This is a genomic window from Delftia sp. ZNC0008 (genome assembly GCF_000799035.1).
GTDB lineage: Bacteria > Pseudomonadota > Gammaproteobacteria > Burkholderiales > Burkholderiaceae_C > Comamonas > Comamonas tsuruhatensis.
In genome coordinates, this window is sequence record NZ_JTKZ01000699.1 from 1 (window position 1) to 22,461 (window position 22,461).

The 22,461-nt window shown below is 64.1% G+C and carries 18 protein-coding genes and 1 riboswitch; of the genes, 8 read left to right on the forward strand and 10 right to left on the reverse strand.

Annotated features, from left to right (window positions below; translation table 11 throughout):
• The 7 genes from L995_RS22740 to L995_RS22775 all read right to left on the reverse strand — a co-directional run.
• Nucleotides 1-1,118 (reverse strand): sterol desaturase family protein (locus L995_RS22740; protein ID WP_047473807.1); only part of this gene is annotated, 1,118 nt, incomplete at its 3' end.
• Between the two features lie 390 nt (nucleotides 1,119-1,508).
• Nucleotides 1,509-2,570, reverse strand: coding sequence for a PD-(D/E)XK motif protein (locus L995_RS22750; RefSeq protein ID WP_047473809.1), 1,062 nt, complete (start codon nucleotides 2,568-2,570; stop codon nucleotides 1,509-1,511).
• A complete protein-coding gene (locus L995_RS22755) occupies nucleotides 2,567-5,215 on the reverse strand; it encodes a Z1 domain-containing protein (RefSeq protein ID WP_231574510.1) in 2,649 nt (882 codons plus the stop codon). The genes L995_RS22750 and L995_RS22755 overlap by 4 nt, the downstream gene beginning before the upstream one ends.
• Before the next feature lie 170 nt (nucleotides 5,216-5,385).
• Nucleotides 5,386-7,320 (reverse strand): GmrSD restriction endonuclease domain-containing protein, encoded by a 1,935-nt coding sequence (locus L995_RS22760; protein WP_047473811.1) that lies wholly within the window; start codon nucleotides 7,318-7,320, stop codon nucleotides 5,386-5,388.
• The gene (gene dcm / locus L995_RS22765; protein WP_231574511.1) at nucleotides 7,317-8,777 is read right to left on the reverse strand and encodes a DNA (cytosine-5-)-methyltransferase; all 1,461 of its coding nucleotides are present in this window, start codon (nucleotides 8,775-8,777) and stop codon (nucleotides 7,317-7,319) included. Before dcm ends, L995_RS22760 begins: the two co-directional genes overlap by 4 nt.
• A 159-nt stretch (nucleotides 8,778-8,936) precedes the next feature.
• Nucleotides 8,937-9,290 carry a hypothetical protein gene (locus L995_RS33370; RefSeq protein WP_156136115.1) on the reverse strand — a complete coding sequence of 118 codons (354 nt, stop codon included), beginning with the start codon at nucleotides 9,288-9,290 and terminating at the stop codon, nucleotides 8,937-8,939.
• A gap of 97 nt (nucleotides 9,291-9,387) precedes the next feature.
• Nucleotides 9,388-9,699 (reverse strand): helix-turn-helix domain-containing protein, encoded by a 312-nt coding sequence (locus L995_RS22775; RefSeq protein ID WP_047473813.1) that lies wholly within the window; start codon nucleotides 9,697-9,699, stop codon nucleotides 9,388-9,390.
• A 141-nt stretch (nucleotides 9,700-9,840) separates the two neighbouring features.
• On the opposite strand from L995_RS22775, the gene L995_RS22780 reads away from it, so the two are divergent.
• The gene (locus tag L995_RS22780) at nucleotides 9,841-10,224 is read left to right on the forward strand and encodes a hypothetical protein (protein ID WP_047473814.1); all 384 of its coding nucleotides are present in this window, start codon (nucleotides 9,841-9,843) and stop codon (nucleotides 10,222-10,224) included.
• Nucleotides 10,225-10,261: 37 nt separating this feature from the next.
• Here the strand turns inward: L995_RS22780 and L995_RS22785 are convergent, their stop codons facing one another.
• Nucleotides 10,262-10,612 (reverse strand): ArsR/SmtB family transcription factor, encoded by a 351-nt coding sequence (locus tag L995_RS22785; protein ID WP_047473815.1) that lies wholly within the window; start codon nucleotides 10,610-10,612, stop codon nucleotides 10,262-10,264.
• A 258-nt stretch (nucleotides 10,613-10,870) separates the two neighbouring features.
• Between L995_RS22785 and fusA the strand changes: the two genes are divergently transcribed.
• Nucleotides 10,871-12,973, forward strand: a complete 2,103-nt coding sequence (gene fusA / locus L995_RS22790) for an elongation factor G (RefSeq protein WP_047473816.1) — start codon at nucleotides 10,871-10,873, stop codon at nucleotides 12,971-12,973.
• Between the two features lie 434 nt (nucleotides 12,974-13,407).
• On the opposite strand, the gene L995_RS22795 is transcribed toward fusA, so the two are convergent.
• Nucleotides 13,408-14,322, reverse strand: a complete 915-nt coding sequence (locus L995_RS22795; RefSeq protein WP_016449664.1) for an inositol monophosphatase family protein — start codon at nucleotides 14,320-14,322, stop codon at nucleotides 13,408-13,410.
• A gap of 216 nt (nucleotides 14,323-14,538) precedes the next feature.
• Here L995_RS22795 and L995_RS22800 point away from each other — a divergent pair, with 216 nt between their 5' ends.
• From L995_RS22800 to thiC, 4 genes are all read left to right on the forward strand, one after another.
• Nucleotides 14,539-15,348: an RNA methyltransferase gene (locus L995_RS22800; protein ID WP_047473817.1), complete on the forward strand. Its 810-nt coding sequence runs from the start codon at nucleotides 14,539-14,541 to the stop codon at nucleotides 15,346-15,348.
• A gap of 35 nt (nucleotides 15,349-15,383) precedes the next feature.
• Nucleotides 15,384-16,208 carry a serine O-acetyltransferase gene (gene cysE, locus L995_RS22805; protein ID WP_016449662.1) on the forward strand — a complete coding sequence of 275 codons (825 nt, stop codon included), beginning with the start codon at nucleotides 15,384-15,386 and terminating at the stop codon, nucleotides 16,206-16,208.
• Between the two features lie 62 nt (nucleotides 16,209-16,270).
• Nucleotides 16,271-16,933, forward strand: coding sequence for a nitroreductase (locus L995_RS22810; protein WP_047473818.1), 663 nt, complete (start codon nucleotides 16,271-16,273; stop codon nucleotides 16,931-16,933).
• 62 nt (nucleotides 16,934-16,995) lie between these two features.
• Nucleotides 16,996-17,121, forward strand: a riboswitch (TPP riboswitch).
• A 265-nt stretch (nucleotides 17,122-17,386) separates the two neighbouring features.
• Nucleotides 17,387-19,330: a phosphomethylpyrimidine synthase ThiC gene (gene thiC, locus L995_RS22815; protein ID WP_047473819.1), complete on the forward strand. Its 1,944-nt coding sequence runs from the start codon at nucleotides 17,387-17,389 to the stop codon at nucleotides 19,328-19,330.
• A 25-nt stretch (nucleotides 19,331-19,355) separates the two neighbouring features.
• Here thiC and L995_RS22820 read toward each other — a convergent pair whose 3' ends face one another.
• The gene (locus tag L995_RS22820) at nucleotides 19,356-20,156 is read right to left on the reverse strand and encodes an IclR family transcriptional regulator (RefSeq protein WP_047473820.1); all 801 of its coding nucleotides are present in this window, start codon (nucleotides 20,154-20,156) and stop codon (nucleotides 19,356-19,358) included.
• Nucleotides 20,157-20,434: 278 nt separating this feature from the next.
• On the opposite strand from L995_RS22820, the gene L995_RS22825 reads away from it, so the two are divergent.
• Nucleotides 20,435-21,439, forward strand: coding sequence for a sugar ABC transporter substrate-binding protein (locus L995_RS22825; protein WP_052195859.1), 1,005 nt, complete (start codon nucleotides 20,435-20,437; stop codon nucleotides 21,437-21,439).
• Between the two features lie 17 nt (nucleotides 21,440-21,456).
• A partial coding sequence (locus tag L995_RS22830; RefSeq protein WP_047473823.1) for an ATP-binding cassette domain-containing protein occupies nucleotides 21,457-22,461 on the forward strand: 1,005 nt, incomplete at its 3' end.

The window sequence follows — 22,461 nt, forward strand, 5'->3', positions numbered from 1 at the left end:
CTGGTTCGAGGCGCTGATGCGGCCGAACCTGGAGCCGTAGGCGCAACCCCGGCCGCCCCCGTCACCGCAGCCGCTCCGGCCGCAGGGTGGGGCTGGGCCCCATCGTCGTCATGAATGGGCCGGTAGCCGGGCCCGAAGGACACATCGCCCAGCCGCCAGCCCTCGCGCCGGCGAAACGCCCCCCAGAACCGCTTGAGCGTATGCCACTGCATGGCCACCAGCCCGCGCTCGTTGTCGGCATCCACCTCGGGGTCGCTCACGCCCGTGGGGCGCACGGGCTCGTCGGTGTACAGCGCGGTGCCAAACAGCATGTCCCACCAGGGCAGCACCTGCCCAAAATTGCAGTTGTGGCGCGTGGGCCGCTCGGGGTCGCGCAGCATGTGGTGGTGGCGGTGGAACAGCGGGCCCACCAGCACCCGCTCACCCACGCGGCCCAGCCAGCCCAGGCGCAGCCGCACATTGGCGTGCGAGAAGTTCTGCACCAGCTCGCTCAGCAGCCCCAGCAGCGCAAACTCCGAAGGCTCCACCCCCATCGCCAGCCCCACCGTGGCCAGGATGAAGGACTGCAGCATGCCGTCCAGGTAATGGCTGCGGTCATTGCTCCAGCAGCTCATCTGCCGCTGGCTGTGGTGCATGCTGTGCATGGCCCACCACCAGGGAATCACATGCTGGGCGCGGTGCATCCAGTAATACACCAGGTCGTAGACCACGTAGTACACCAGGAACAGCGCCACCGGATGGTCCGCAAACCACGGCACCCAGTGCTTGAGCCCCGTGGCCTCCTCGGCCGCCGGCCCGCCGCCCAGCATGCTGGCAAACGGCATCAGCACCAGAAAACTGAACAGCGGAAACAGCCCCAGCAGCATCAGCAGCGTGTAGTTGCGGTCCACCGTGGTCAGCCGCCGATCGCTCCAGCGCTCGGCCGGGAACAGGCTCTCCAGCGGCCGCATCACGCCCGCGATCAGGAACAGCTGCAGCGCGGCAATCAGCACCGCCTCGGCAATCTCACGCGGATCGCCGGCCGCCTGGGCGATGTCCAGCCAGTGAACGGTGGGGGTTACGGCGTGGGTGGCGAGCCAGGTGATGGCTGCCTGCCACAGCTCGGTCAGTGAAGTCATGTCTTGTGCCTGCAAGAAGGGCCGGGGGAGGGCTGGGGGTTGCGGGCGGGATTATGGGGCGGGGGTGTGGAGGGTGTGTGTGGGAGCGCAGAGGAGGCTGCAATCGACCTGTTGGTGCTGCTAATCTGCGGCATGCGGCCGGCGGCTTTGCAGTGGGAGAAGTCGATCGCAACCAAATTACGGGCGACGGGTTTGGAGGGCTAAGCAGTTCGTCGCGAAGAGCCTGCCGAGTCCTTTCGACTAATTGCGCCGCGTTCTGATCCGGCTCTCCGGAGCTGCCCAACGCCTCTACGCCCAGCGCCCGAGAAGCATTGAGCGTTGCATAGAGGGGGTAGGTGAGGTACAAGCCCGGGCGCTGGAGTACCTCTCAACGCGTTGTGCAGAGCGTCCTTAACTGTGCAGGCCCAGGATTGCCTCAGAGACGCGTCGGACGCCTGCAATAGGGTTGTTCAAGCTGATCGTCGCGGGAAGTTCCACGCGGAAGGTGAGCGACTGGACGTCCACATGCTGGTGGGCGACCACGTCATCGCGCCGCAGCACCTCGACCGCCGGGTCTGCCATGTCGTAGCCGCGGATGAAGGTCACGCTAAACGGGGTTGTGAACGGAGCCTCGTTGGCCATCGTGGCATGCTCGTATCCGATACCCGACTCCGAGCCGTACATGGCCACGCGTTTAAGAAACTCATCGACCAAACCGCTAGCTCCGCTCACGGTGAGTCGCGCGACGATGCTCTCCACCAGGGATGGGATCGACGAGGCAGGCACGTTGGGATCTGTCTGTCGCAGACCGATGCTTACGAGGAGCAGGCGCGATTCCCCGGGGGCGTCATCAGTGGTCGCGGCAGGCTCGATCTGGTGCACGCCATGGACGGCGTGACTTGAGGTAGTGCGAGTTGTGGTTTTTATCTCCACACCCGTACCCTCCCATGTGAAGTCCCTTGCTGAGCGGCGCCAGCCATCCCAAGCCTGGACGATCGACCTGACGTGCATATCCTCTGCGCGCCGGCAGAGAGCGTCGAGAAGGAGCAGTTCTCCGACAAGTCCAAGGATGGCGTTCTCGGAGATCTCCAAACGCTTGATGGCGAGTTCGATCAGGGGTTCGGTGACCGCAAAGGCGCGCTCCAGATTGGCGTCAGCTTTCTCACGCAGCAACTCAGCGGCAATGAATGCACCCACCTGGTCGAAGTGTCCCAGAGCGGGTAAGAGAATTCGGTTCGCGCTCAGCGGCGGCTGGGTGTCACGGTGCCACGAGTGGTAGTGAATCGCAGACTTCACTGTGCTGGTCCGGGGCTTCAACTGGTCGCCTGCAAGGAACAGTTCCAGGTGCCCGCGATGGTTCCTGGCGAGACCGACCACCTGCGCGTCGGTCAACCAAGTGATTGATCGGTCATTTCCGGTGACACCCGCTGGAACGGCGTTTATCTGCTCGAGAACTTCTTCGTAGTTGGTCATGGGAGGCTCCTTTTCACTATGGCCACCCCAGCACGGGTAGCTGCGAACTGCTCGGGACCTCCCGCAGGCAGGCAGACTCCAACTGCGACCGTGGGGTAGAGGTCGCCCGGAAGTTGGTTGACGTAGAAGAGGATCTGACCATCAGAGCCGCTGGGTCGCCAAGCCGTGTCGCTGCTCATCGGAACAGCAAGGTTGCGGTGGTAGTAGTCGAAGTAGACGTCGCCGCGATATTGGCCTGGGCCTGCGTTGGGGTTGCTCGCTCCCCAAGTCGTCTTAAGTTCGCCGCCGACCACCATCTTGGTGGTGGCGCGAATGTTGAAAGGGAGCCGCGCCAGCGGACCACTAGACAGAGTGTCACCTTCTCCGTAGCGAATGCCGACCCAGAACCGTGGCTGCTCAGCCGCCTTGCGACCGAGGTCGGCGTAGGACCATAGATCGCCGGGGTGGCCGGTGACAAAAAGGCCCGTGATCCGCCGAGTGAGGCTGGCCGACCAGAGTCGAAGGTAGGCGGCGATGGCATAAGGGCAGGCATGCCGGGTCTGGTCTCCCTCGCCATGCTTAACCGGCGGGCGGTAGAAAGGTGAATCCGGCAATGGGGCAACTGCGTTTGTTCGGGCTTCGATGTCGCTCCAGAAGTCCGCGTAGAACCCCTCGCTTCCCGGCCGGTAGTCGGCGAAAGAGAGGCGATCCAAGATCTCGGCGGCCTCGGTAAGTTCGAGTGGAACGTCTAGGATCCGGCCTCGCAGCACTTCGGCGACAGTGAGATCGCTGGACGGTCGGGCGAAGAGTTCCGCTACTAAGTCTGCATTGGGATCCGGCTGTTGGCTCTCATTGATGACTGTGACGAAAGGGCGAGCCCCTGGAGACAGGGGCCGGTTACCGACGCCCGCGATTTTTCCGGTGGCCTCGAAGTTGAAGCCCTGCAGGACGGTCGGTTCAGGGGTGCCGCTCATCATGCGCTCGGTGATTGCTGTGCGAACCGCTTCGTCGACATCGTGGTAGGCGCGGAAGAGGTCGAGTTGAGCGCTTGAGGCAAAGACGCGGCACAGTTCTATATAGGATCCGCGATACCCGAACCAGCGCTGCATCTGCATCTGAGTGTCGGCTAGTGGGTTGGCCGATGAACGTTGGAACAACGCCGTAGTCATCCCTTCCAGGGTCAGCCCCCGGGCCATGACATTCCCTGAGACGAAGATCGTGCTGATGTCTCGGGCGGCGCGCCACTTGCCAGTTCCCGGGTCCTGGCTGGGGGTGTAGGCAGGGCGATCGTCAGCGCTGGGGTCGCTGTTGACCACGGCGACCCTGGTCCCTGGGATAACCTCGTCGATGAGCAGGGTTTCGACGGTCTGCCAGTCCGGGAAGGTCTTCGGCGGTAGGACGTCGAACTCGCCCTCGATTGCTCCGGCAGAGGCAAGGTACTTGTCGAGCCATTGTGCCCACGGGGCGGGGTCCGCCTGCAGGTCGTTCACCAAGGTGTCTGGGAGCCGGGCGTCGCCTGCGTCTAGCAGATTTCGAGCTGTTGCTCGATCCTGGATTCCTGCCCAGAGCAGGACGTCTTCAGCACCCCGGAAGTGATCCAGAATTGCCGCCGAAGGGTGGTAGAGCATTGAGTGCGGCGAAGTCACGCTGGCAAGGGCTTCTTCCTCGGTGTCGAACTGGGCTCTAATGACAGAGGCTGGGCCGAGCTTGCCGGAGCGGTGCAGGCGGATGGCGCCCGCCACCAGGAAGGCCCGAACGGCATCGGCGAGGTCATGTTGAACGGAGTTGGTTGTGGGCACACACAGGCCGCCGCCCCGCGCACGACGGTAGAAGACCTCACCGCCGGTGTAGTAGGAGCGGATCCCGGCCGGCTCGGGGTAGGTCGATGAGCGAGGGGAGTTGAGGTTGCCAGGTGCGGTCGTGTCTACCGGATGGCCGACGTCGAGCGGCGTGCGAAGAGAGATCAGGAAATCTCGCGGCGCCAGGGGGTTGTGGTCCTCCTGAAGGAGGTTGGCCTGGGGTGTAGCGGTGTAGGCGATGTAGGTCGAGAACAGATTTTCAGGCGAACCCTGGGGAGGGTCCCAAAGGTTGGCAATCGCACGCGGGATCTGCTTCAGCCTGCCGTAGATGGGGTCCTGCGAGGACTCAACAACGGCATCGAGGACAGAGCCGTCGTCGGCCTCGTCGTCCAGTACAAGCATGTGGGCCGTGCGACCAAGCTCCTTGACCACGCTAAAGACATTTGCGCGCAGGCTTGCTGCCAAGGCGTGCAGATGATCGGTCTGCTTCATCGCCACGATGATGACCGGCTTGCCCTGACTCAGACGTTGTCGAACCTGAGCCGGTGGCAGGCGATAGGTGGTTGCAAGCGAGTGCGTCTGCTCCGACAGTGCGATGCCCGGCGGTGGGCACAGTAGGCGGCGCTTAATCTTCTGTGCGTTCTCCTCTCCCGAGTCCAACTGCTGCACCAGCCTCTCGTAGGTCTGGCGCCACAAAGAGAGACGGGTTCCAGCGAGTACGACGATGATGTCGAGGCCGTTGTCGATGGCCAAGGCTGAGACACCCAGCATAGAAGCGGTCTTGCCAGACTGGACCGAACCCATAACGAGTCCCGTGCGCGATCGGCGGGATGACCACTCTTCGGGTTTCGCGGTGTCGGCTGCCATGATTCCGCGCTGGACAATGTAGCGGGAGTCTGCTTCAACTGAGGCGCGCGCTGTCTCGGTCAAGCCGGCAAGTTGAGCCTTGTAGCGGGCCCACCATGAGTCCGCCTCCTGGGGCGCGGGTGGATTGAAGTAGACGTGCTCGACGAGTGGGGAATTTCCTGACACTGCTCTTAACTCTTCGGTTTGATGAGCATCCGCTGCAACGACGAGTAGCCGGAGGCCCCGAACTGTTGACTTATTGCCTCCGCCGCTTGATGAGGGTCGATGTCCAATAGTTCGAGGAGACTTTTGCTGATCCTGGCGATGAAGTCCCACTGGGTTTTTGTCTGCGTCTTACCCGGGCGTGCCCAATCTGCGGATTCTTCGCTGGCCCTGCGGATAACATCACCCTTCGCTTCGATGCGGTCCTCGATGTCGTTTGGCGAGGCCGCTAAGGCCATGGTAATGCCCACGAGGGAACCTACGAGTTGGAGTTCCTGCCACTTGGCACCCTTGCCGCCATCCTTGAATTGATCGGACCACAACTCATCGTGCGATGAGTGGAGTTCCACGGCGTGCAGCAGCAGCGAGAACAGTCTGGTCAAGGTCGAGGACTGGGCAAGCGGGTGGGACGGGTTCTTCTGAACCGCGATCAGCAATTGGTCGATGTTACGGCTGGTCGATGCCAGATCCCTTCCAGCGGTGTCATGCACCAAGACCGAGATGACCCATGCCAGAACCTTAGTGCGCTTGTAGCGCGTGTCGCCGAAGCCGTAGTTCGTCAGTGCCTGGCCGAGGCGACCAAGATTCGCGACACCGGCTAGCGACTTGGCAATTTTGGCGACATCAGTGTTTGGGTCGGCGTCGCCGGCCGCTGCGAGCGTTGCGCGCGTGAGTTCGGCTTCATGGTAGACGGCGTTACGGATCTCTTCCGCGTTCAGGTGCACGCCCTGTTTGTTGTAAAGACGGAAAACCTCATGAATCTGAGCCTGAGAGGCCTGGGTGTACTCAATAACGGGGATTTTGTACTCCACGACGCCCTCGAACAGTTCCTCAACGTCGAGCTGCTGGCTAGCGACGTTGATCTCGTGGCGCTTGATTTGCGTGTAATACTTGCCGCGGAGAGGTTCAAGGTTGCGACCGACCAGCCCGCCGTCTCCGGTTGTGCGCAGCTTGAACGGAAAGTAGTACTCGTTCTCATGCTCGGCTTTGAGTGCGTGACCTTCTAGCGCCTTCCACGCAAGACGGAAGGCCGGATAGTCGGTGTTGAACAGATCAGCCAGGCTCTGGTCGCCTTGGTCGTCGAGCCGTCCATGCTTGTTAAACTTCTTGCCGCTGTGTCGGGCAGCGACCTCCGCAACTTTCTGTTTGGCGACAGGGTGCTTGCCCACGAACCGGAGTATGGCCGTGAGCCTCTGCTTGCCGTCGACGACCTCGTGCGGAATGGATGGTTTGCTGCGGAGCAGGATGATGGAGGGCAGGGGGACGCCCCGAAGGATGGACTCTATTAGGGACTGCCGGTCACCATTACGCCAGACGTCTCCGCGCTGGTAGGACGGCGTTAGGTTCGGCGGTTTCTTGGTGAGTTGGAAGATCGGCCAGACGTCGGCTTTTGCTGTGACCGGTTCCGGACTCACCGCCCCCTCACTCGCGTCAATTTCCGCCCACGCGTCAGCCCAAGACTGGGTGGCCGAAGCTCGACTGGTGCCCTTGGTCTCAAGATCTTCGAGAAAGTCGATCTGCAACCGCCCGGCGGTATCCAGGCGCTCGTTGAGACGTTCCAGCGCGCGGAGACTCAGCGGTGGGTACGCTGTCCCTGAGGCGAGCAAGTCGGTGGGATCGAGTTCGAACTCAGCGATGAGCGCCTGAAGGAAGGATTTGCCTCCCGTGAGCGGGAGATCCTTGCTGAGGCTCAGCCAACCCTGGATCTCGGCCAGTTGATTCATCCATGCGTCAGAAGAAAAGTCTACGTCACCGCTACTGAACATTGAAGATACTGGGGTGACCCCGTCGGGCGTGTCTGAAGCCTCCGAAAGAGTTGCCATCCCATCGGCAAGGCTCTCCAGCAGTTGGATCCGTGGATCCTCCTCGTCAAAATCGTCTTCGTGTTCTATGCGGTCAGTCATGCAGTAGCTTTCAACGGTTTGAGGTCAGAGGTGTCGCTCAAGGTAGGCCGGATGAGCCTGTACAACAATCGTTCGGCGATTGCTTTGACGACACGGGCGTTCACTGCGTTGCCCAAGGCCTTATACGCGTCGAGGTCGGACGTGGGCAACTGGATGCCGCCGAGGCACTGAAGTTCAGCACACTCGGCTGGGGTCATGTAGCGACGTTCACCGGTCAGGTTAGCTCCGAGGATGGGCACTTGGGTCTGCGTGAAGGCTATGAGACTTGGGGAGGTTGTGGGACGCTTGACCCGCAGTCCAGACGCACGAACTTGCAGCACGAAGTTGTCGATGTCGCGCTCTTCACCCTGTGCGTTCCACTCCATCTTCTGGAAGCTGGAGGGGAAGTCTTGAGGGCGCCACCTTGCAAGCCAGGGATCAATCCAGGAGCGGTTGGCTTGGTAGAACTCACGGTTCTGCCTGATAAAAGTCCGTTTCCACAGTGGGAAATCGAAGTCGCCTGCACGGTTGGAATGGCTCGGTATCCTCGTGATTTGTTCGTCGACCGGGCCCTCGAGGGATTGGCCGAAGCTACCCTTGAAGCCCATCTGGCAAAGACCCCACATAGGTCTGCGAGCCCAAATCCCTGGCGGAGTTTCGTCCTCGTAGGGGTAGGTCGCACCGAACTCCATTGCCCAGATCGGGAAGGAAGGCAGCTTCAACTCAGCCGGAGAGTGGCGCAGAAAGTCTCCCCACATGTCGATGGCTCGCAGCGTCAGTTCCGGGATGGCGCGGGTGGAAGGTACGTCGTGGCGCAGTACACAGTGAATTTGGGTGGGATCCTTGTGCCTCGCCGGCCACTCGAAATGATCGAGCCCCTCGAGCGAACCCACGAAGTAGGCACGGTCCCGCACCTGCGGAATGCCGAAATCGTGGGGAGAGAAGTGCTCGACGTCGACGGAGTAGCCAAGCTCTTCCAGCATGCGGATGATCGTGGCCTTGGTGCGGCCACCGTCGTGCTTGAGAATATTGGGCACGTTCTCCAAGATGAAGTGTCGCGGCCGCTTGACACGTAGGATCTCGTGAACCTTGAAGAAAAGATTGCCTTGGTTAGTGTCCTTGAAGCCCAGTTGATCTCCTGCTTTGGAGAACGGTTGGCACGGAAAACCAGCGGTAAGAACGTGGTGATCGGGCAGGTTACGGGCGATGATCTCGTCGCTGCTGAGGTCGTTAAGGTCACCCCAAGCGTCGATACCGAAGTTGACCTTGTAGAGGGCCTTCAGCTTGGGCTCCCGCTCAGCAGCGAACACGCCACGTCCACCCAACTCATTGAGGGCGACGTGGAAGCCACCCAGCCCAGCGAAGAGATCGACGAAACGGAAGGCCTCGCTACTAGTTCCAATCACTTCGGTCTCGTCCTTCCCCGCCGGATCGAGCGAGATTTCATATGGCCTGTTCAAATGCTCGTATTTTGTCACATCTTGCTGTACTCGAAACGAGGCAGGGCCATGACGGCCGCCTTAGTGAACAGCCGCTGTAGGGCCGACAGCGGCTGTTGAGCGGCTGCACAGGACTGTGCTGCTCGCAGCCTGGAGCCGTCGCTCGGAAGGCTATAGCTAGTGGCTGCTCCTAGCCGCCTAGAGCCGCTCAATAGATCGAGCCACCACCTCGGCTGGAAACGCAGAGAAATGCCCACATCCTCCGAGCTTTTCATCAGGACCAAGCAAAGTGCCAAGTACCGTGACTCGCTTTCCGTGCCATCGTTGAAGCCGCACATCGTTGAACTGAAGGTCGCCTGGACCGGCGCTCAGCCACACACTTGACGGTTCGCGTGGGCCACCATCTTTCGCTACGCGGCGTTCCGACAGTGGGAAGTGGTCCAGAGCCGTCCCCTCGAACTCGAATCGCAGGATGCCCACCAAAGAGATGTCTTTGCCGACGAAGGTCGCCAGTTGGTCAAGCACAGCATTTACGGACAGCACATTTTTCATACGAGTTGGAAGCCGGGTTGAAGGTCTGGGGGCCACTTGTTGCCTCCAGAGTCAACGCCGCATTGATGGGTGGAAGTGACTTCGAGCTTCGGGAAAATCACTGAATTTCTGTTTTCGCAGGCTGGGCCTCCGCCCCTAACTCTTCCTCAGCCCTCCCCATCACCTCAGCCGCACTGCACCCCAGCCCCCGCGCAATCTTGAACACGATAGCCAGGGTGGGCATGTGCTCCCCACGCTCCACCTTGCCCATGTGAGAGCGCTCTATGTCGGCGAGGTTGGCCAATGACTCCTGGGAGATACCGCGCTCGGTGCGAAGGGCGCGCACCGCCGCGCCGAAAGCCCGGGCAATGTCTGCATCGAACGAAGTGGCGCCGGCTGGACGGCCGCGTTTGACAGGACGCTTTTGCATGGGCAAGAGCGTCAGTTTTTGATGCAATTTAAACCACGTTATATTTAACTCTTTTGCTGAGCTTGGGCTGCTGCTGCCTTGCATCCGGCACAGCTCGGTACGAGGCCGAGACGCAGGCTTCAATCATCAGAGGAGGCTTCGATGGATCAAGACATCTGCACCATTTCCGAACCCAAACTCGAAGACCTGGCCATCGACGCCGTCCTGCACCTGGGCGCCGCCCTGGACGTTTTGGACCTGCACGCTCACCACAAAGTCACGGCCATCAACTGCGTCTGCCGCGACCTGCTGCGCATCTACTACGTGAAGGCCGATCAGGCGCAGTCGCTGGAGCCGCAGGACAAGGAGCTGCTGGGCCTGCTGCACGACACGGCGGTGGACCTGGGCTATGCCATCGAGGTGGTGGACCATCTGAATGGCGACGAGGCCGATGACCCCATCCTCTATGCCGTGAGCTATCTGCTCAAGGCGGCCAAGCGGTTTGCGGATGAGGGCGTTGCTGTGGCGCTTGCCGTGAAGGGGTAGGGCGCAGGGCTGCCGCCTGCGTTGCAGGGGCGGGGCTTCAAGGGCAGGGTTTGAGGTGGGCCGCCGTGGTCTGTTCGGTGAGCGGGTCTTCGGCCAGGGCCTGCAGCAGCGCGTCCAGCAGGCCGGGAAAGCGCGCGTCCAGGTCTTCGCGGCGCAGGGAGAGCAGGTTTTCGCGGCCGTCGGGGCGCTGCCAGATCACGCCGCTGTCGCGCAGCACGCGCCAGTGGTGGGTCATGGTGGATTTGGATTGGCCCTGCAAGAGCGAGCCGCAGGCGCGCTCATGGCCTGCGGCCAGCGCGCGCACCACGGCCAGGCGCAGGGGGTTGCCCAGGGCGTTGAGCAGGTTTTCCAGGCGTATCTGTTCGCGGTCGGGATGGTTGGCAAGCATGAATCGTCCAGTCGATGGGGCGCCACTGTGCCATGGAAGCAATGCCGCACGTCGCTGATGCGGCGTGGCGCGGGCAGTTATCTGGCAGACAGGGGCATGGCGTGGTGAAAACATGGATCGTTGTGCAAGAAGTTGCGGAAGATAGTACGATTGTCTTCGTACATTCCAATTGTCATCAACCCTCATTCAACCCCCGCGAGAATCCCAGCCCACGGCAGATCCACGCATCAACGCTTATCAGCACCCAGGAGTCCTTTCATGGCCCGCCACACCCCCATAGAACGCTATCGCAACATTGGTATCTCCGCGCACATCGATGCCGGCAAGACCACCACGACCGAGCGCATCCTGTTCTACACCGGGGTGAGCCACAAGCTGGGCGAGGTGCACGAGGGCGCCGCCATCATGGACTGGATGGAGCAGGAGCAGGAGCGCGGCATCACCATCACCTCGGCGGCCACGACCTGCTTCTGGAAGGGCATGGACGGCCGCTTTGACCAGCACCGCATCAACATCATCGACACCCCGGGCCACGTGGACTTCACGATTGAAGTGGAGCGCTCCATGCGCGTGCTCGACGGCGCCGTCATGGTCTATGACGCCGTGGGCGGCGTGCAGCCGCAGTCCGAGACGGTCTGGCGCCAGGCCAACAAGTACAAGGTGCCGCGCCTGGCCTTCGTCAACAAGATGGACCGCACGGGCGCGGATTTTCTGCGCGTGCGGCAGATGATGATCGACCGCCTCAAGGCCAACCCCGTGCCCATCGTGCTGCCCATTGGCGCGGAGCAGCAGTTCACCGGCGTGGTGGACCTGCTCAAGATGAAGGCCATCATCTGGGACGAGGCCACGCAGGGCATGAAGTTCGAGTACCAGGACATTCCCGCAGCCATGGTGGCAGACGCCAGGAAGTGGCGCGAGTCCATGGTGGAGGCGGCTGCCGAGGCCAGCGAAGACCTGATGAACCGCTACCTGGAAGAGGGCGACCTGCCCGAGGCCGACATCCTGCGCGGCCTGCGCCTGCGCACCATTGCGGGCGAGATCCAGCCCATGCTGTGCGGCTCGGCCTTCAAGAACAAGGGTGTGCAGCGCCTGCTGGACGCCGTGGTCGAACTCATGCCTTCCCCGCTGGAAGTGCCGCCCGTGGAAGGCCATGCGGAAGACGGCTCCATCATCGTGCGCCATGCCGATGACAGCGAGAAGTTCTCTGCCCTGGCCTTCAAGCTGATGACCGACCCCTTCGTGGGTCAGCTCACCTTTGTGCGCGTCTACTCGGGCGTGCTCAACAAGGGCGACAGCGTGCTCAACTCCGTCAAGGACAAGAAGGAGCGCATCGGCCGCATCGTGCAGATGCATGCCAATGAGCGCCTGGAGGTCGATGAAATCCACGCCGGCGACATTGCCGCCTGCGTGGGCCTGAAGGACGTGACCACGGGCGAGACCCTGTGCGACCCGTCCGCGCCCATCGTGCTGGAGAAGATGGTCTTCCCCGAGCCCGTGATCGCCCAGGCCGTGGAGCCCAAGTCCAAGGCCGACCAGGAAAAGATGGGCATCGCCCTGTCGCGCCTGGCGGCCGAAGACCCGTCCTTCCGCGTGCGCACCGATGAGGAATCGGGCCAGACCATCATTGCCGGCATGGGCGAGCTGCACCTGGAAATCATCGTGGACCGCATGAAGCGCGAGTTCAACGTGGAAGCCAACGTGGGCAAGCCCCAGGTGGCCTACCGCGAGACCATCCGCAAGAAAGTCACCGATGTGGATGGCAAGTTCGTGCGCCAGTCCGGCGGCAAGGGCCAGTACGGCCACGTGGTCTTCACGGTGGAGCCGCAGGAACCCGGCAAGGGCTTCGAGTTCGTTGACGCCATCAAGGGCGGCGTGGTGCCGCGCGAGTACATCCCTGCGGTGGAAAAGGGCGTGGTCGAGGCATTGACCAGCGGCGTGCTGGCTGGCTACCCCGTGGTGGACGTCAAGGTCACGCTGACCTTCGGCTCCTACCACGACGTGGACTCCAACGAAATGGCCTTCAAGATGGCGGCCATCTTTGGCTTCAAGGAAGCCGCCAGGAAGGCCAACCCCGTCATCCTGGAACCCATGATGGCCGTGGAAGTCGAGACGCCCGAAGACTACGCCGGCACCGTCATGGGCGACCTGTCCTCGCGTCGCGGCATGGTGCAGGGCATGGACGACATGGCCGGCGGCGGCAAGTCCATCAAGGCCGAAGTACCCCTGTCCGAAATGTTCGGCTACGCCACCTCCCTGCGCTCGCAAACGCAAGGCCGTGCCACCTACTCCATGGAGTTCAAGCACTACGCCGAAGCACCGCGCAACGTGGCCGAGGCGGTGATCAACGCACGCGCGAGGTAAAAGAGGCGGTAAACGTGCAGTGGGCAGCATGCTGCCCCTGACCGTGGCCCCCTCTCACCCCTCCCGTATGTCCACGCCTGCGTCGGGCCGCCTGCGGGGTTGCAGTCCTGCCGAAGGACAGGGCTGCCTCGTCAACTGACTCGCCGCAGTTGTTTGAACGGAGCGCGCAGCGCGCAGTGAGTTCTGCGGCGAACCCCGCAGGTGGCACGACGCAGGTTGCCCGCAGCGCAGCGAAGGGACGTGGACATTCGGGTCGTCTTTCTTTGGCCTACGTTTCTTTGACGAATCAAAGAAAGGTAGGTCGGCCGCCGGGCCGAGACCCGGCCTCGAAAAGCACCCCCCGGCAGGGTCAAAAACAAAGTACCCAAGTCCACGCCCAATGAAAAACAGCCCCTTGAAGGAGCTGTTTTAAAGAGAGAGAGGAGAAGCCGGAATCAAGCCTCAGGCTGCTGCTCAGACTCAGCAGTTTCAGCATCAGCGACGGGAGCCGCCTCGCCAGAATCAGACAAAGCCTGCCGCACACCAGCCTTCTCCCCAGCAGAAGCAAACTTGCTGTACTTGCCAACGATGCCGACCAGCGCACCATAGATGCGCGGATTGCCCGCCAGGCATTCCTTCTGCTCCAGGAAATCCGCCTCACCCGTGAAGTTGCCGACCAGGCCACCGGCCTCGGTCACCAGCAGGCTGCCGGCGGCCACGTCCCAGATCTGCAGGCCGCTTTCGAAGAAGCCGTCGGCAAAGCCGGCTGCCACGTAGGCCAGGTCCAGCGCGGCGGCGCCGGGGCGGCGCACGCCTGCGGTTTCCTGCATCACGTCGCCCAGCATGTTCATGTACTGCTTGAAGTTGTCGCCACGGCGGAAGGGGAAGCCGGTGGAGATCAGGCTGTCCTTGAGCTGGATGCGCTTGGACACGCGGATGCGGCGGTCATTCAGGTAGGCGCCGCGGCCGCGCGTGGCCGTGAACAGGTCGTTGCGCGAGGGGTCGTACACCACGGCATGCTCCACCTTGCCCTTGAAGGACAGGGCAATGCTCACGCAGTACACGGGGAAGCCGTGGATGAAGTTGGTGGTGCCGTCCAGCGGATCGATGATCCAGACGTAGTCGGAGTTCTTGGCGCCGAACTCGTTGCCCGATTCCTCGGCCAGGATGCCGTGGCCCGGGTAGGCGCCCAGCAAGGTTTCGATGATGGCCTGCTCGGCCGCCTTGTCCACCTCGGTCACAAAGTCGTTGACCTGCTTTTGTGCGACACGCACGGATTCCACGTCAAGAGCCGCGCGGTTGATGATGGCGCCGGCGGCGCGTGCGGCCTTGATGGCCACGTTGAGCATGGGATGCAGGTTGGTCGACATAGATTGTGAGGCGTTGGCGGAGCAGCGGCTGTGCAAGGAGAGGACGGTCCTCTCTGGCAAAAGCAGGCTGTTTGACGCGGGTAAGAACGGAAAAAGCCGCGTCCGGCGATGCGGGGCGGCGACAATAGCGCGCAATTTTACCCGCCTTGTCCGTTTTGTGCTGCGCAACCTGTCCCGTCTTGGGGGCTCTGCCGGCGCCGGCAGGCCAGCGACGCAATGAAAACCCGATTCGTACTGATAGAAACCAGCCACGCCGGCAATGTGGGCGCCGCCGCCCGCGCCCTGAAGACCATGGGCTTTGACGACCTGGTGCTGGTGCGCCCGCGCTGGCCCAACGTGCTGCGCAAGGAAGAGACCATCCAGCGGGCCAGCGGCGCGCTGGACGTGCTGGGCAATGCGCGCGTGGTCGAGACGCTGGAGGAGGCGCTGGACGGCATCAGCCACCTGTGCGCCACGGCCATGACGCCGCGCGACTTCGGCCCGCCCACGCGCACGCCGCGCCAGCATTTCGAGCTGCTGCTCAGCGGGGCGCTGGATGTGCTGGATGCGCCCGATGAAGCGGCGCCGCCCGCCGATGAATCCTTGTCCGCACCGGCTCCCACGCCGCGCTGCAACCAGTCCGGCGTGGCCTTCCTGTTCGGCTGCGAGCGCTTCGGCATGAGCAACGACGATGTCTACCGCAGCGATGTGGCGCTGTCGATTCCGTCCAATCCGCAGTTCGGCTCGCTGAACCTGGGGGCGGCCATCCAGGTGGTGGCCTACGAATGGCGCCAGGCGCTGGGCGGCTTTCCCGTGGTGGAGCACACGCCCGCGCCGCAGCGCGCCGACGCGGCCCAGGTGGCCGGCATGCTGGGCCATTGGGAGCAGGCGCTGGCGCATATCGGCTTTCTCGATCCAGCTGCGCCCAAGAAGCTGATGCCGCGCCTCAACCAGCTTTTCAACCGCTCGCAACTGACCGCCGAGGAAATCCACATCCTGCGCGGTGTTGCGAAGGCCATGCTGCAGAGCACCCCACCGAAACGCTAGACTGAGCGGTCTTGTCAACAATAACCAGCCCCTAGATGCTTGACCGCCTGCGCTCCGATATCCAGTGCATCCTCGACCGCGACCCTGCGGCACGCAGCACCTGGGAGGTCATCACCTGTTATCCGGGTCTCCATGCGATCTGGCTGCAGCGCCCGGCGCACTGGTGCTGGAACCATGGCCTCAAGTGGCTGGGGCGCTTCATCTCGCACATCGGCCGCTGGCTCACGGGCATCGAGATCCACCCGGGCGCCGTCATCGGCGAGCGCGTCTTCATAGACCACGGCATGGGCGTCGTCATCGGCGAGACGGCCGTGGTCGGCGACGGCTGCACCATCTACCACGGCGTGACCCTGGGCGGCACCTCGCTGTACAAGGGCGCCAAGCGCCATCCCACGCTGGGCCGCGATGTGGTGGTCAGCGCGGGCGCCAAGGTGCTGGGCGGCTTCGAGGTGGGCGACGGCGCCAAGATCGGCAGCAATGCCGTGGTCATCAAGCCCGTGCCCGCAGGCGCCACGGCCGTGGGCATTCCGGCGCGCATCATCGCCAGCAAGAACGGCCACAGCGCCGATGTGACCGAGCACGACCCGGCATCGGCCAAGGCCGAGTCCATCAAGGTCCCGGCCTCTGCCGCGCCCCAGCCTTTCACGGCCTACGGCATCACCCAGGAAATGGACCCCGTGGCCCAGGCCATGCGCGGCCTGAGCGACGGCGCGGCCGCGCACGAGCAGCAGATCGCGCTGCTGTGGGAGGCCATTGCCAAGCTCTCGGCCGGCAGCAAGGTGGGCGACTGCGTGCCCTGCGAATCCGAGCGCCCGCAGGCGTTCCAGAAGGACAAGATCGACCAGATCATGGGCAAGTAGGCCTGCACAAGATCCCCAAAGATCCCCAAGATCCCCCAAGAAGACCGGAGACTCCGACCAGCATGAACGTTGAACAGGCCTTGCATGCGCGCCGCTCCGTGCGCGCCTTCCTGCCCCAGTCGCCCGATGCGGCGCTGGTGCGCACCCTGATGGAACAGTCGGCCAATGCGGCCTCGGGCGGCAACCTGCAGCCCTGGCGCGTGCTGGCGCTGACGGGCGAGCCGCTGCAGCAGCTGCTGACCGCCGTTGCCGAAGCCGAGCCCCAGGACGCCCAGCCCGGCCTGTCCTACCCGCCCAATCTCTGGGAGCCCTACCGCAGCCGGCGCTTTGCCAATGGCGAAGAGCTGTACCAGTCGCTGGGCATTCCGCGCGACGACAAGCCCGCGCGGCTGGAGCAGCTGGCCCGCAACGGCCAGTTCTTCGGCGCGCCCGTGGGCCTGATCGTGGCCGTGGACGAGCGCATGGGCCTGCCGCAATGGGTGGACCTGGGCATCTACCTGCAGTCCTTCATGCTGCTGGCCTGCGCCAATGGCCTGGCCACCTGTGCCCAGGGCTTCTGGCGCCGCTACAACGACGCCGTGACCCAGGCGCTGGCGCTGCCCGAGGGCTACCACGTGGCCTTCGGCATTGCGCTGGGCTACGAGGACAAGAACGCCCCCATCAACGGCTGGCGCGCCACGCGCGCTCCGCTGGCCGAATGGGGGGCGCTGCGCGGCTTCGACTGACTGCGGCGCATGGCCCCTGGGCAAACCCGCAGGCGATGGGCCGCCAACCATCCCCTATACTTGCCGCTGCTCCGGGGTGTGCTGATGCACTGAGATGCCAACCGGTCCATGCGCTGCATGGGCCAGGCGGCGAACCCGACGAACTTGATCCGGTTGATACCGGCGGAAGAAGAGCGGGACCCTGAAGCAGGGCCGAAGTCAGAGGATGGAAGTCCGCCACGGCGGATACACGCAGGGCCGCAACGGCCAGGCAGGCCACCATCCGATGCGCATCGACCCTTGCCAACCAAGGCTGCTCGTGCGCCTTGGCGTGCGTGGCAACCAGGGGCCAAGGCCATACGGCCCTGGCAGGCCCACACTGGCATAGCCCGGTGCGCGGCCTTTGGCACAGCCCAAGGAGTGTCCGGTTCCCGGAGCGTTGTTGATCGACGCTTTGAACGCAAGGAACCCGACATGAACGCTCCCGATTCCATCTTCACCCCCGCAGCCGGCGAAGCTCCAGACGCACAGCGTTTTTCCGACCTGCTGGCGCAGTCGCGCAAGCCGTTCCCGGCCTCCACCAAGAGCTATCTGCAAGGCAGCCTGCATGCCGGCCTCAACGTGCCCGTGCGCGATATCCAGCTGACCAATGGCGAGCAGGTCAGCGTCTATGACACCTCGGGCCCCTACACCGATCCGGCCGTGGCCATCGACGTGCGCAGCGGCCTGCCGGGCGTGCGCAATGCCTGGATCGAGTCGCGCGGCGACAGCGAGTACTACGCCGGGCGCCTGCGCCAGGCACTGGACGACGGCGGCAAGCGCGGCGAGGAAGACGAGCGCGTGGCCCGCCTGCGGGCCGAGGCCGCATCGCTGCAGCGCCAGCCGCGCCGCGCGAAAAGCGGTGGCAACGTCACCCAGATGCACTACGCGCGCAAGGGCATCATCACGCCCGAGATGGAATACGTGGCCCTGCGCGAGAACGGCCGCCGCGAATGGATGGCCGAGTACCAGCAGGACGCCGCGCGCGAGGCGCGCCTGGCCGGCAATGGCCTGGGCGCCGCCATCCCCAAGATCATCACGCCCGAATTCGTGCGCGACGAAGTGGCGCGCGGCCGCGCCATCATCCCGGCCAACATCAACCACCCCGAGATCGAGCCCATGGCCATCGGGCGCAACTTCAAGGTCAAGATCAACGCCAACATCGGCAACTCGGCCGTCACCTCCAGCATCGAGGAAGAGGTCGAGAAGCTGGTCTGGGCCATCCGCTGGGGCGCGGACAACGTGATGGACCTGTCCACCGGCAAGAACATCCACACCACGCGCGACTGGATCATCCGCAACTCGCCCGTGCCCATCGGCACCGTGCCCATCTACCAGGCGCTGGAGAAAGTGGGCGGCATCGCCGAGGACCTGACCTGGCCCATCTTCCGCGACACGCTGATCGAGCAGGCCGAGCAGGGCGTGGACTACTTCACCATCCACGCCGGCGTGCGCCTGGCCTACATCCACCTCACGGCCCAGCGCCGCACAGGCATCGTCTCGCGCGGCGGCTCCATCATGGCCAAGTGGTGCATGGCCCACCACCGCGAGAGCTTCCTGTACGAGCACTTCGAGGACATCTGCGACATCATGAAGCAGTACGACGTCAGCTTCTCGCTGGGCGACGGCCTGCGCCCCGGCAGCGCCTCGGACGCCAATGACGAGGCCCAGTTCGCCGAACTGCAGACCCTGGGCGAGCTGACCCAGCTGGCCTGGAAGCACGACGTGCAGACCATGATCGAAGGCCCCGGCCACGTGCCCATGCACATGATCCAGGCCAACATGACCGAGCAGCTCAAGCACTGCCACGAGGCGCCGTTCTACACCCTGGGCCCGCTGACCATCGACATCGCCCCCGGCTACGACCACATCGCCAGCGCGATCGGCGCGGCCATGATCGGCTGGTTCGGCACCGCCATGCTGTGCTACGTCACGCCCAAGGAACACCTGGGCCTGCCCGACCGCGACGACGTCAAGCAGGGCATCATCGCGTACAAGATCGCGGCCCACGCCGCCGACGTCGCCAAGGGCCACCCCGGCGCCCGCGCCCGCGACGACGCGCTGAGCCAGGCCCGCTTCGACTTCCGCTGGCAGGACCAGTTCAACCTGGGCCTGGACCCCGACACCGCCCAGGCCTACCACGACGAAACCCTGCCCAAGGACAGCGCCAAGGTGGCGCACTTCTGCTCCATGTGCGGCCCCAAGTTCTGCTCCATGAAGATCACCCAGGAAGTGCGCGAATTCGCCGCTGCCAAGGGCGTGGCCGAGCAGGAAGGCATTGCCGCCGGAATGCAGGCCAAGGCCGAGGAATTCAACCGCGCGGGCGGGGAGTTCTATATCCCCATCGTGGCGGCCAGCAGCGATACGACGGCGCGTTGACGCCAGCCGGCAGGCTGCGCGCGGCTCACTGGCCGTCGCGCGGCTGCCGGTTCAACGACAACTCCTGTGCCGCCTGCAACAGGCATTCGCGCGCTTCATCCAGCGAAGGGCCCGCATGTCCATCGATGCGCCGGATATAGGGAGATGTCAGCACGGCCATGGCATGGCCGTCGGGTCCGAGGATGGGGCAGGAGATGTCCACCACGCCATAGGACTGCAGGCTTTCGCGCTGCTTGTAGCCCGTGCTGCGTATCTGTTCCAGCATGTCGTGCAGCTGCGCTTCGGGCAGTGGCACCTCGCCTTCCAAAGGCGTGTGCTCGGCCAGCATCTGCGCGCGGCGTTCGGGTGTCTGGCAGGCCAGCAGCACATGGCCTGACCCGGTGTCCAGCAGCCCGACGCGTGCGCCCAGCCTGATTGACAGGCCCCAGTTCCCGGGGCCGGGGACCTGGGCCACGATCAGGACATTGCCACGGTCGTAGAGGCCCAGGTGGCAGGACTGCTCGGCCTGCCGCGCATAGGCATCCATGACGGGCAGCGCCTGGGTCACGAGGCGGTTGACGGGCGGGTGGCGGTGCGCCAGCGCGAACATCTTGAGGCTGAGCGCATGGCGGTCGCCGCCGGCCGAGCGCATCACATATTGCCGGGCCACCAGCCGCTCGAGCATGCGGTAGATCTCACTGGGGCCCCGGCCCAGTTCCTTGACGATCTCGGCCCGCGTCAGTCCATCGGGGTGCTCGGCCAGCAGCTCCAGGATGTCCAGCCCCTTGTCCAGTGCCGGCGCGCGGTAGCGATCGCTGTCTTCTGCGTTGTCCAGTGCTTTGCTCATGCGTGCAGATCTTACGTTCGGGATAGGACTGATCCTGTTTTGGAGGATGCCTTGCGCATCGGGGCAATGCTCTGGGTAAACCATAGGTGCCGAGTTTGAATTTATTCATAAATAATAAATTCATGGATGAATGATTTTGCCGAACCAAGGCATTTTGGTCATAGGCAAGAGGCGATCCCGTCACACCGCCGCACCGCCGGAGTCCCGGCACACATGAGGAGGCCAGTTCCATGGCAGCACTGCATGGCGTTTCCCAGGCACCGGCCAAACGGGTCGGCATGGCTTGGCGGTTCTCAGCCGCTGTTGCGGCGCTGGCATGCGCGGGGCCGGCGCTGGCGGCGGAACCTGGCCCGGCGCAAGGCAGGATCGGGGTCAACCTGCCGCTGCTGACCTCGCCGTTCTGGCAGGCCTACAACGGCTACCTCCCGCAAATGGCCAAGGCCCTTGGGGTCGACATCCTGGCGCCGGTGAACTCCAACCAGGACCCGGCCCAGCAGATCACCGACGTGGCCAATCTGATCAACCTCGGCGCCAAGGGGTTGGTGGTGGCGCCATTGGATTCGGCGGCCATTGGTCGAGCGCTCGCCTTGGCCGAGCAGGGGAAGATTCCTGTGGTGGCGGTGGACGTGGCGCCTACCCGGGGCAAGGTGGCGATGGTGGTGCGTGCCGACAACCGCGCCTATGGCACGCGGTCCTGCCAGTACCTGGGCGCGCAGGTGAAGGCGGGCAAGGTGGTGCAGATCATGGGCGACCTGGCATCGGTCAACGGCCGTGATCGGGCCGAGGCTTTCCGCAGTTGCATGAAGGATTTCCCGGCGCTGCAGGTGCTGGAGATTCCAGCGGCCTGGAAGTCCGATGCCGCCGCCGCCGCGCTCGACGGCCTGCTGTCCGCGCATCCGGACCTGAAGGGCATCTACATGCACGCAGGCGGCGTCTATCTGGCGCCCACGCTGCAGACGCTGCGGCGCAGGGGGCTGCTGCATCCGGCCGGCGATCCGAGGCACATCGTGGTGATCAGCAACGACGGCATCGCGCAGGAGCTGGATGCCATCCGCAGGGGCGAGATCGACGCCACCATCTCGCAGCCCGCCGATCTTTACGCAAAGTACGGCCTGTACTACATCAAGGCAGCGCTGGCAGGGCAGTCGTTCAAGCCCGGGCCCACCCCGCATGGCAGCCGCATCGTGGAGGTGGCGCCCGGCATTCTGGAGGACCAGTTGCCCGCACCCGTGGTGACCCGCGAGAACGTGGACGACAAGTCGCTGTGGGCCAACCAACCATGACGATGCCCCCCGGATTCATGGCTGACAGACCGGGCACGCCGGTGATGGAGGCGCGTGGGCTCGGCTTGCGTTTCGGCTCCACGACGGCCTTGCACGATGTGAGCCTGGCGGTCATGCCGGGCGAGTCGCATGCACTGGCTGGCCGCAACGGCGCAGGCAAGTCCACCTTGGTCGCCTTGCTGACCGGCCTGCACCAGCCCGGCACGGGAAGCATCCGCTTCAACGGCCAGCCCGCGCCTGCGGTGACCGACCGCATGGCCTGGCGCCAGCATGTGGCCTGTGTCTACCAGCATTCGACCATCATCGGCGAGCTGTCGGTCGCCGAGAACCTGTTCATCAACCGGCAGCCGCTGCGCCATGGCTGGATTTCCTGGCGCGTGCTGCGGCGCGAGGCAAGGGCCTTGCTGGATGCCTGGCAGATCGATGTGCACGAGGATGCGCTGGCCCGGGATCTGACGGTGGAAGCCCGCCAACTGGTGGAGATCGCACGGGCGCTGTCGCTGGGCGCGCGCTTCATCATCCTGGACGAACCCACGGCGCAGCTGGACCACGACGAGACGCGGCGGCTGCTCAGGCGCGTGCACGATCTGCAGCAAGGCGGCGTCACGTTTCTCTTCATCTCGCACCACTTGCAGGAGATCTATGAGATTTGCCAGACGGTCACCGTGCTGCGCGATGCGCGCCATGTGGTGACGGCGCCGGTGGCGCAGCTGCCCCGGCAGGCACTGATCGAGGCCATGACCGGCGAGCGGGACAGCCTGGCCGGTGCGTCTTGCGCCGCCCACGCACCCCCGGCAGGCGGGGGCACGGGCGTTGCCCCCGTGGTGCTTGCGCTGCAGCAGGTGTGCGGCAAGGGTTTCGGGGCTGTCAGCCTGCAGGTGCGGCGTGGCGAGATCGTGGGGCTGACAGGCTCCACCAGCAGCGGGCGCACGGCCGTGGGTGAGGCGGTGGCGGGCCTGCGGCGCACCACGGCGGGCCGGATCCTGGTGTCGGGCCGCGTGCTGCCGCCCGGCGATGTAGGC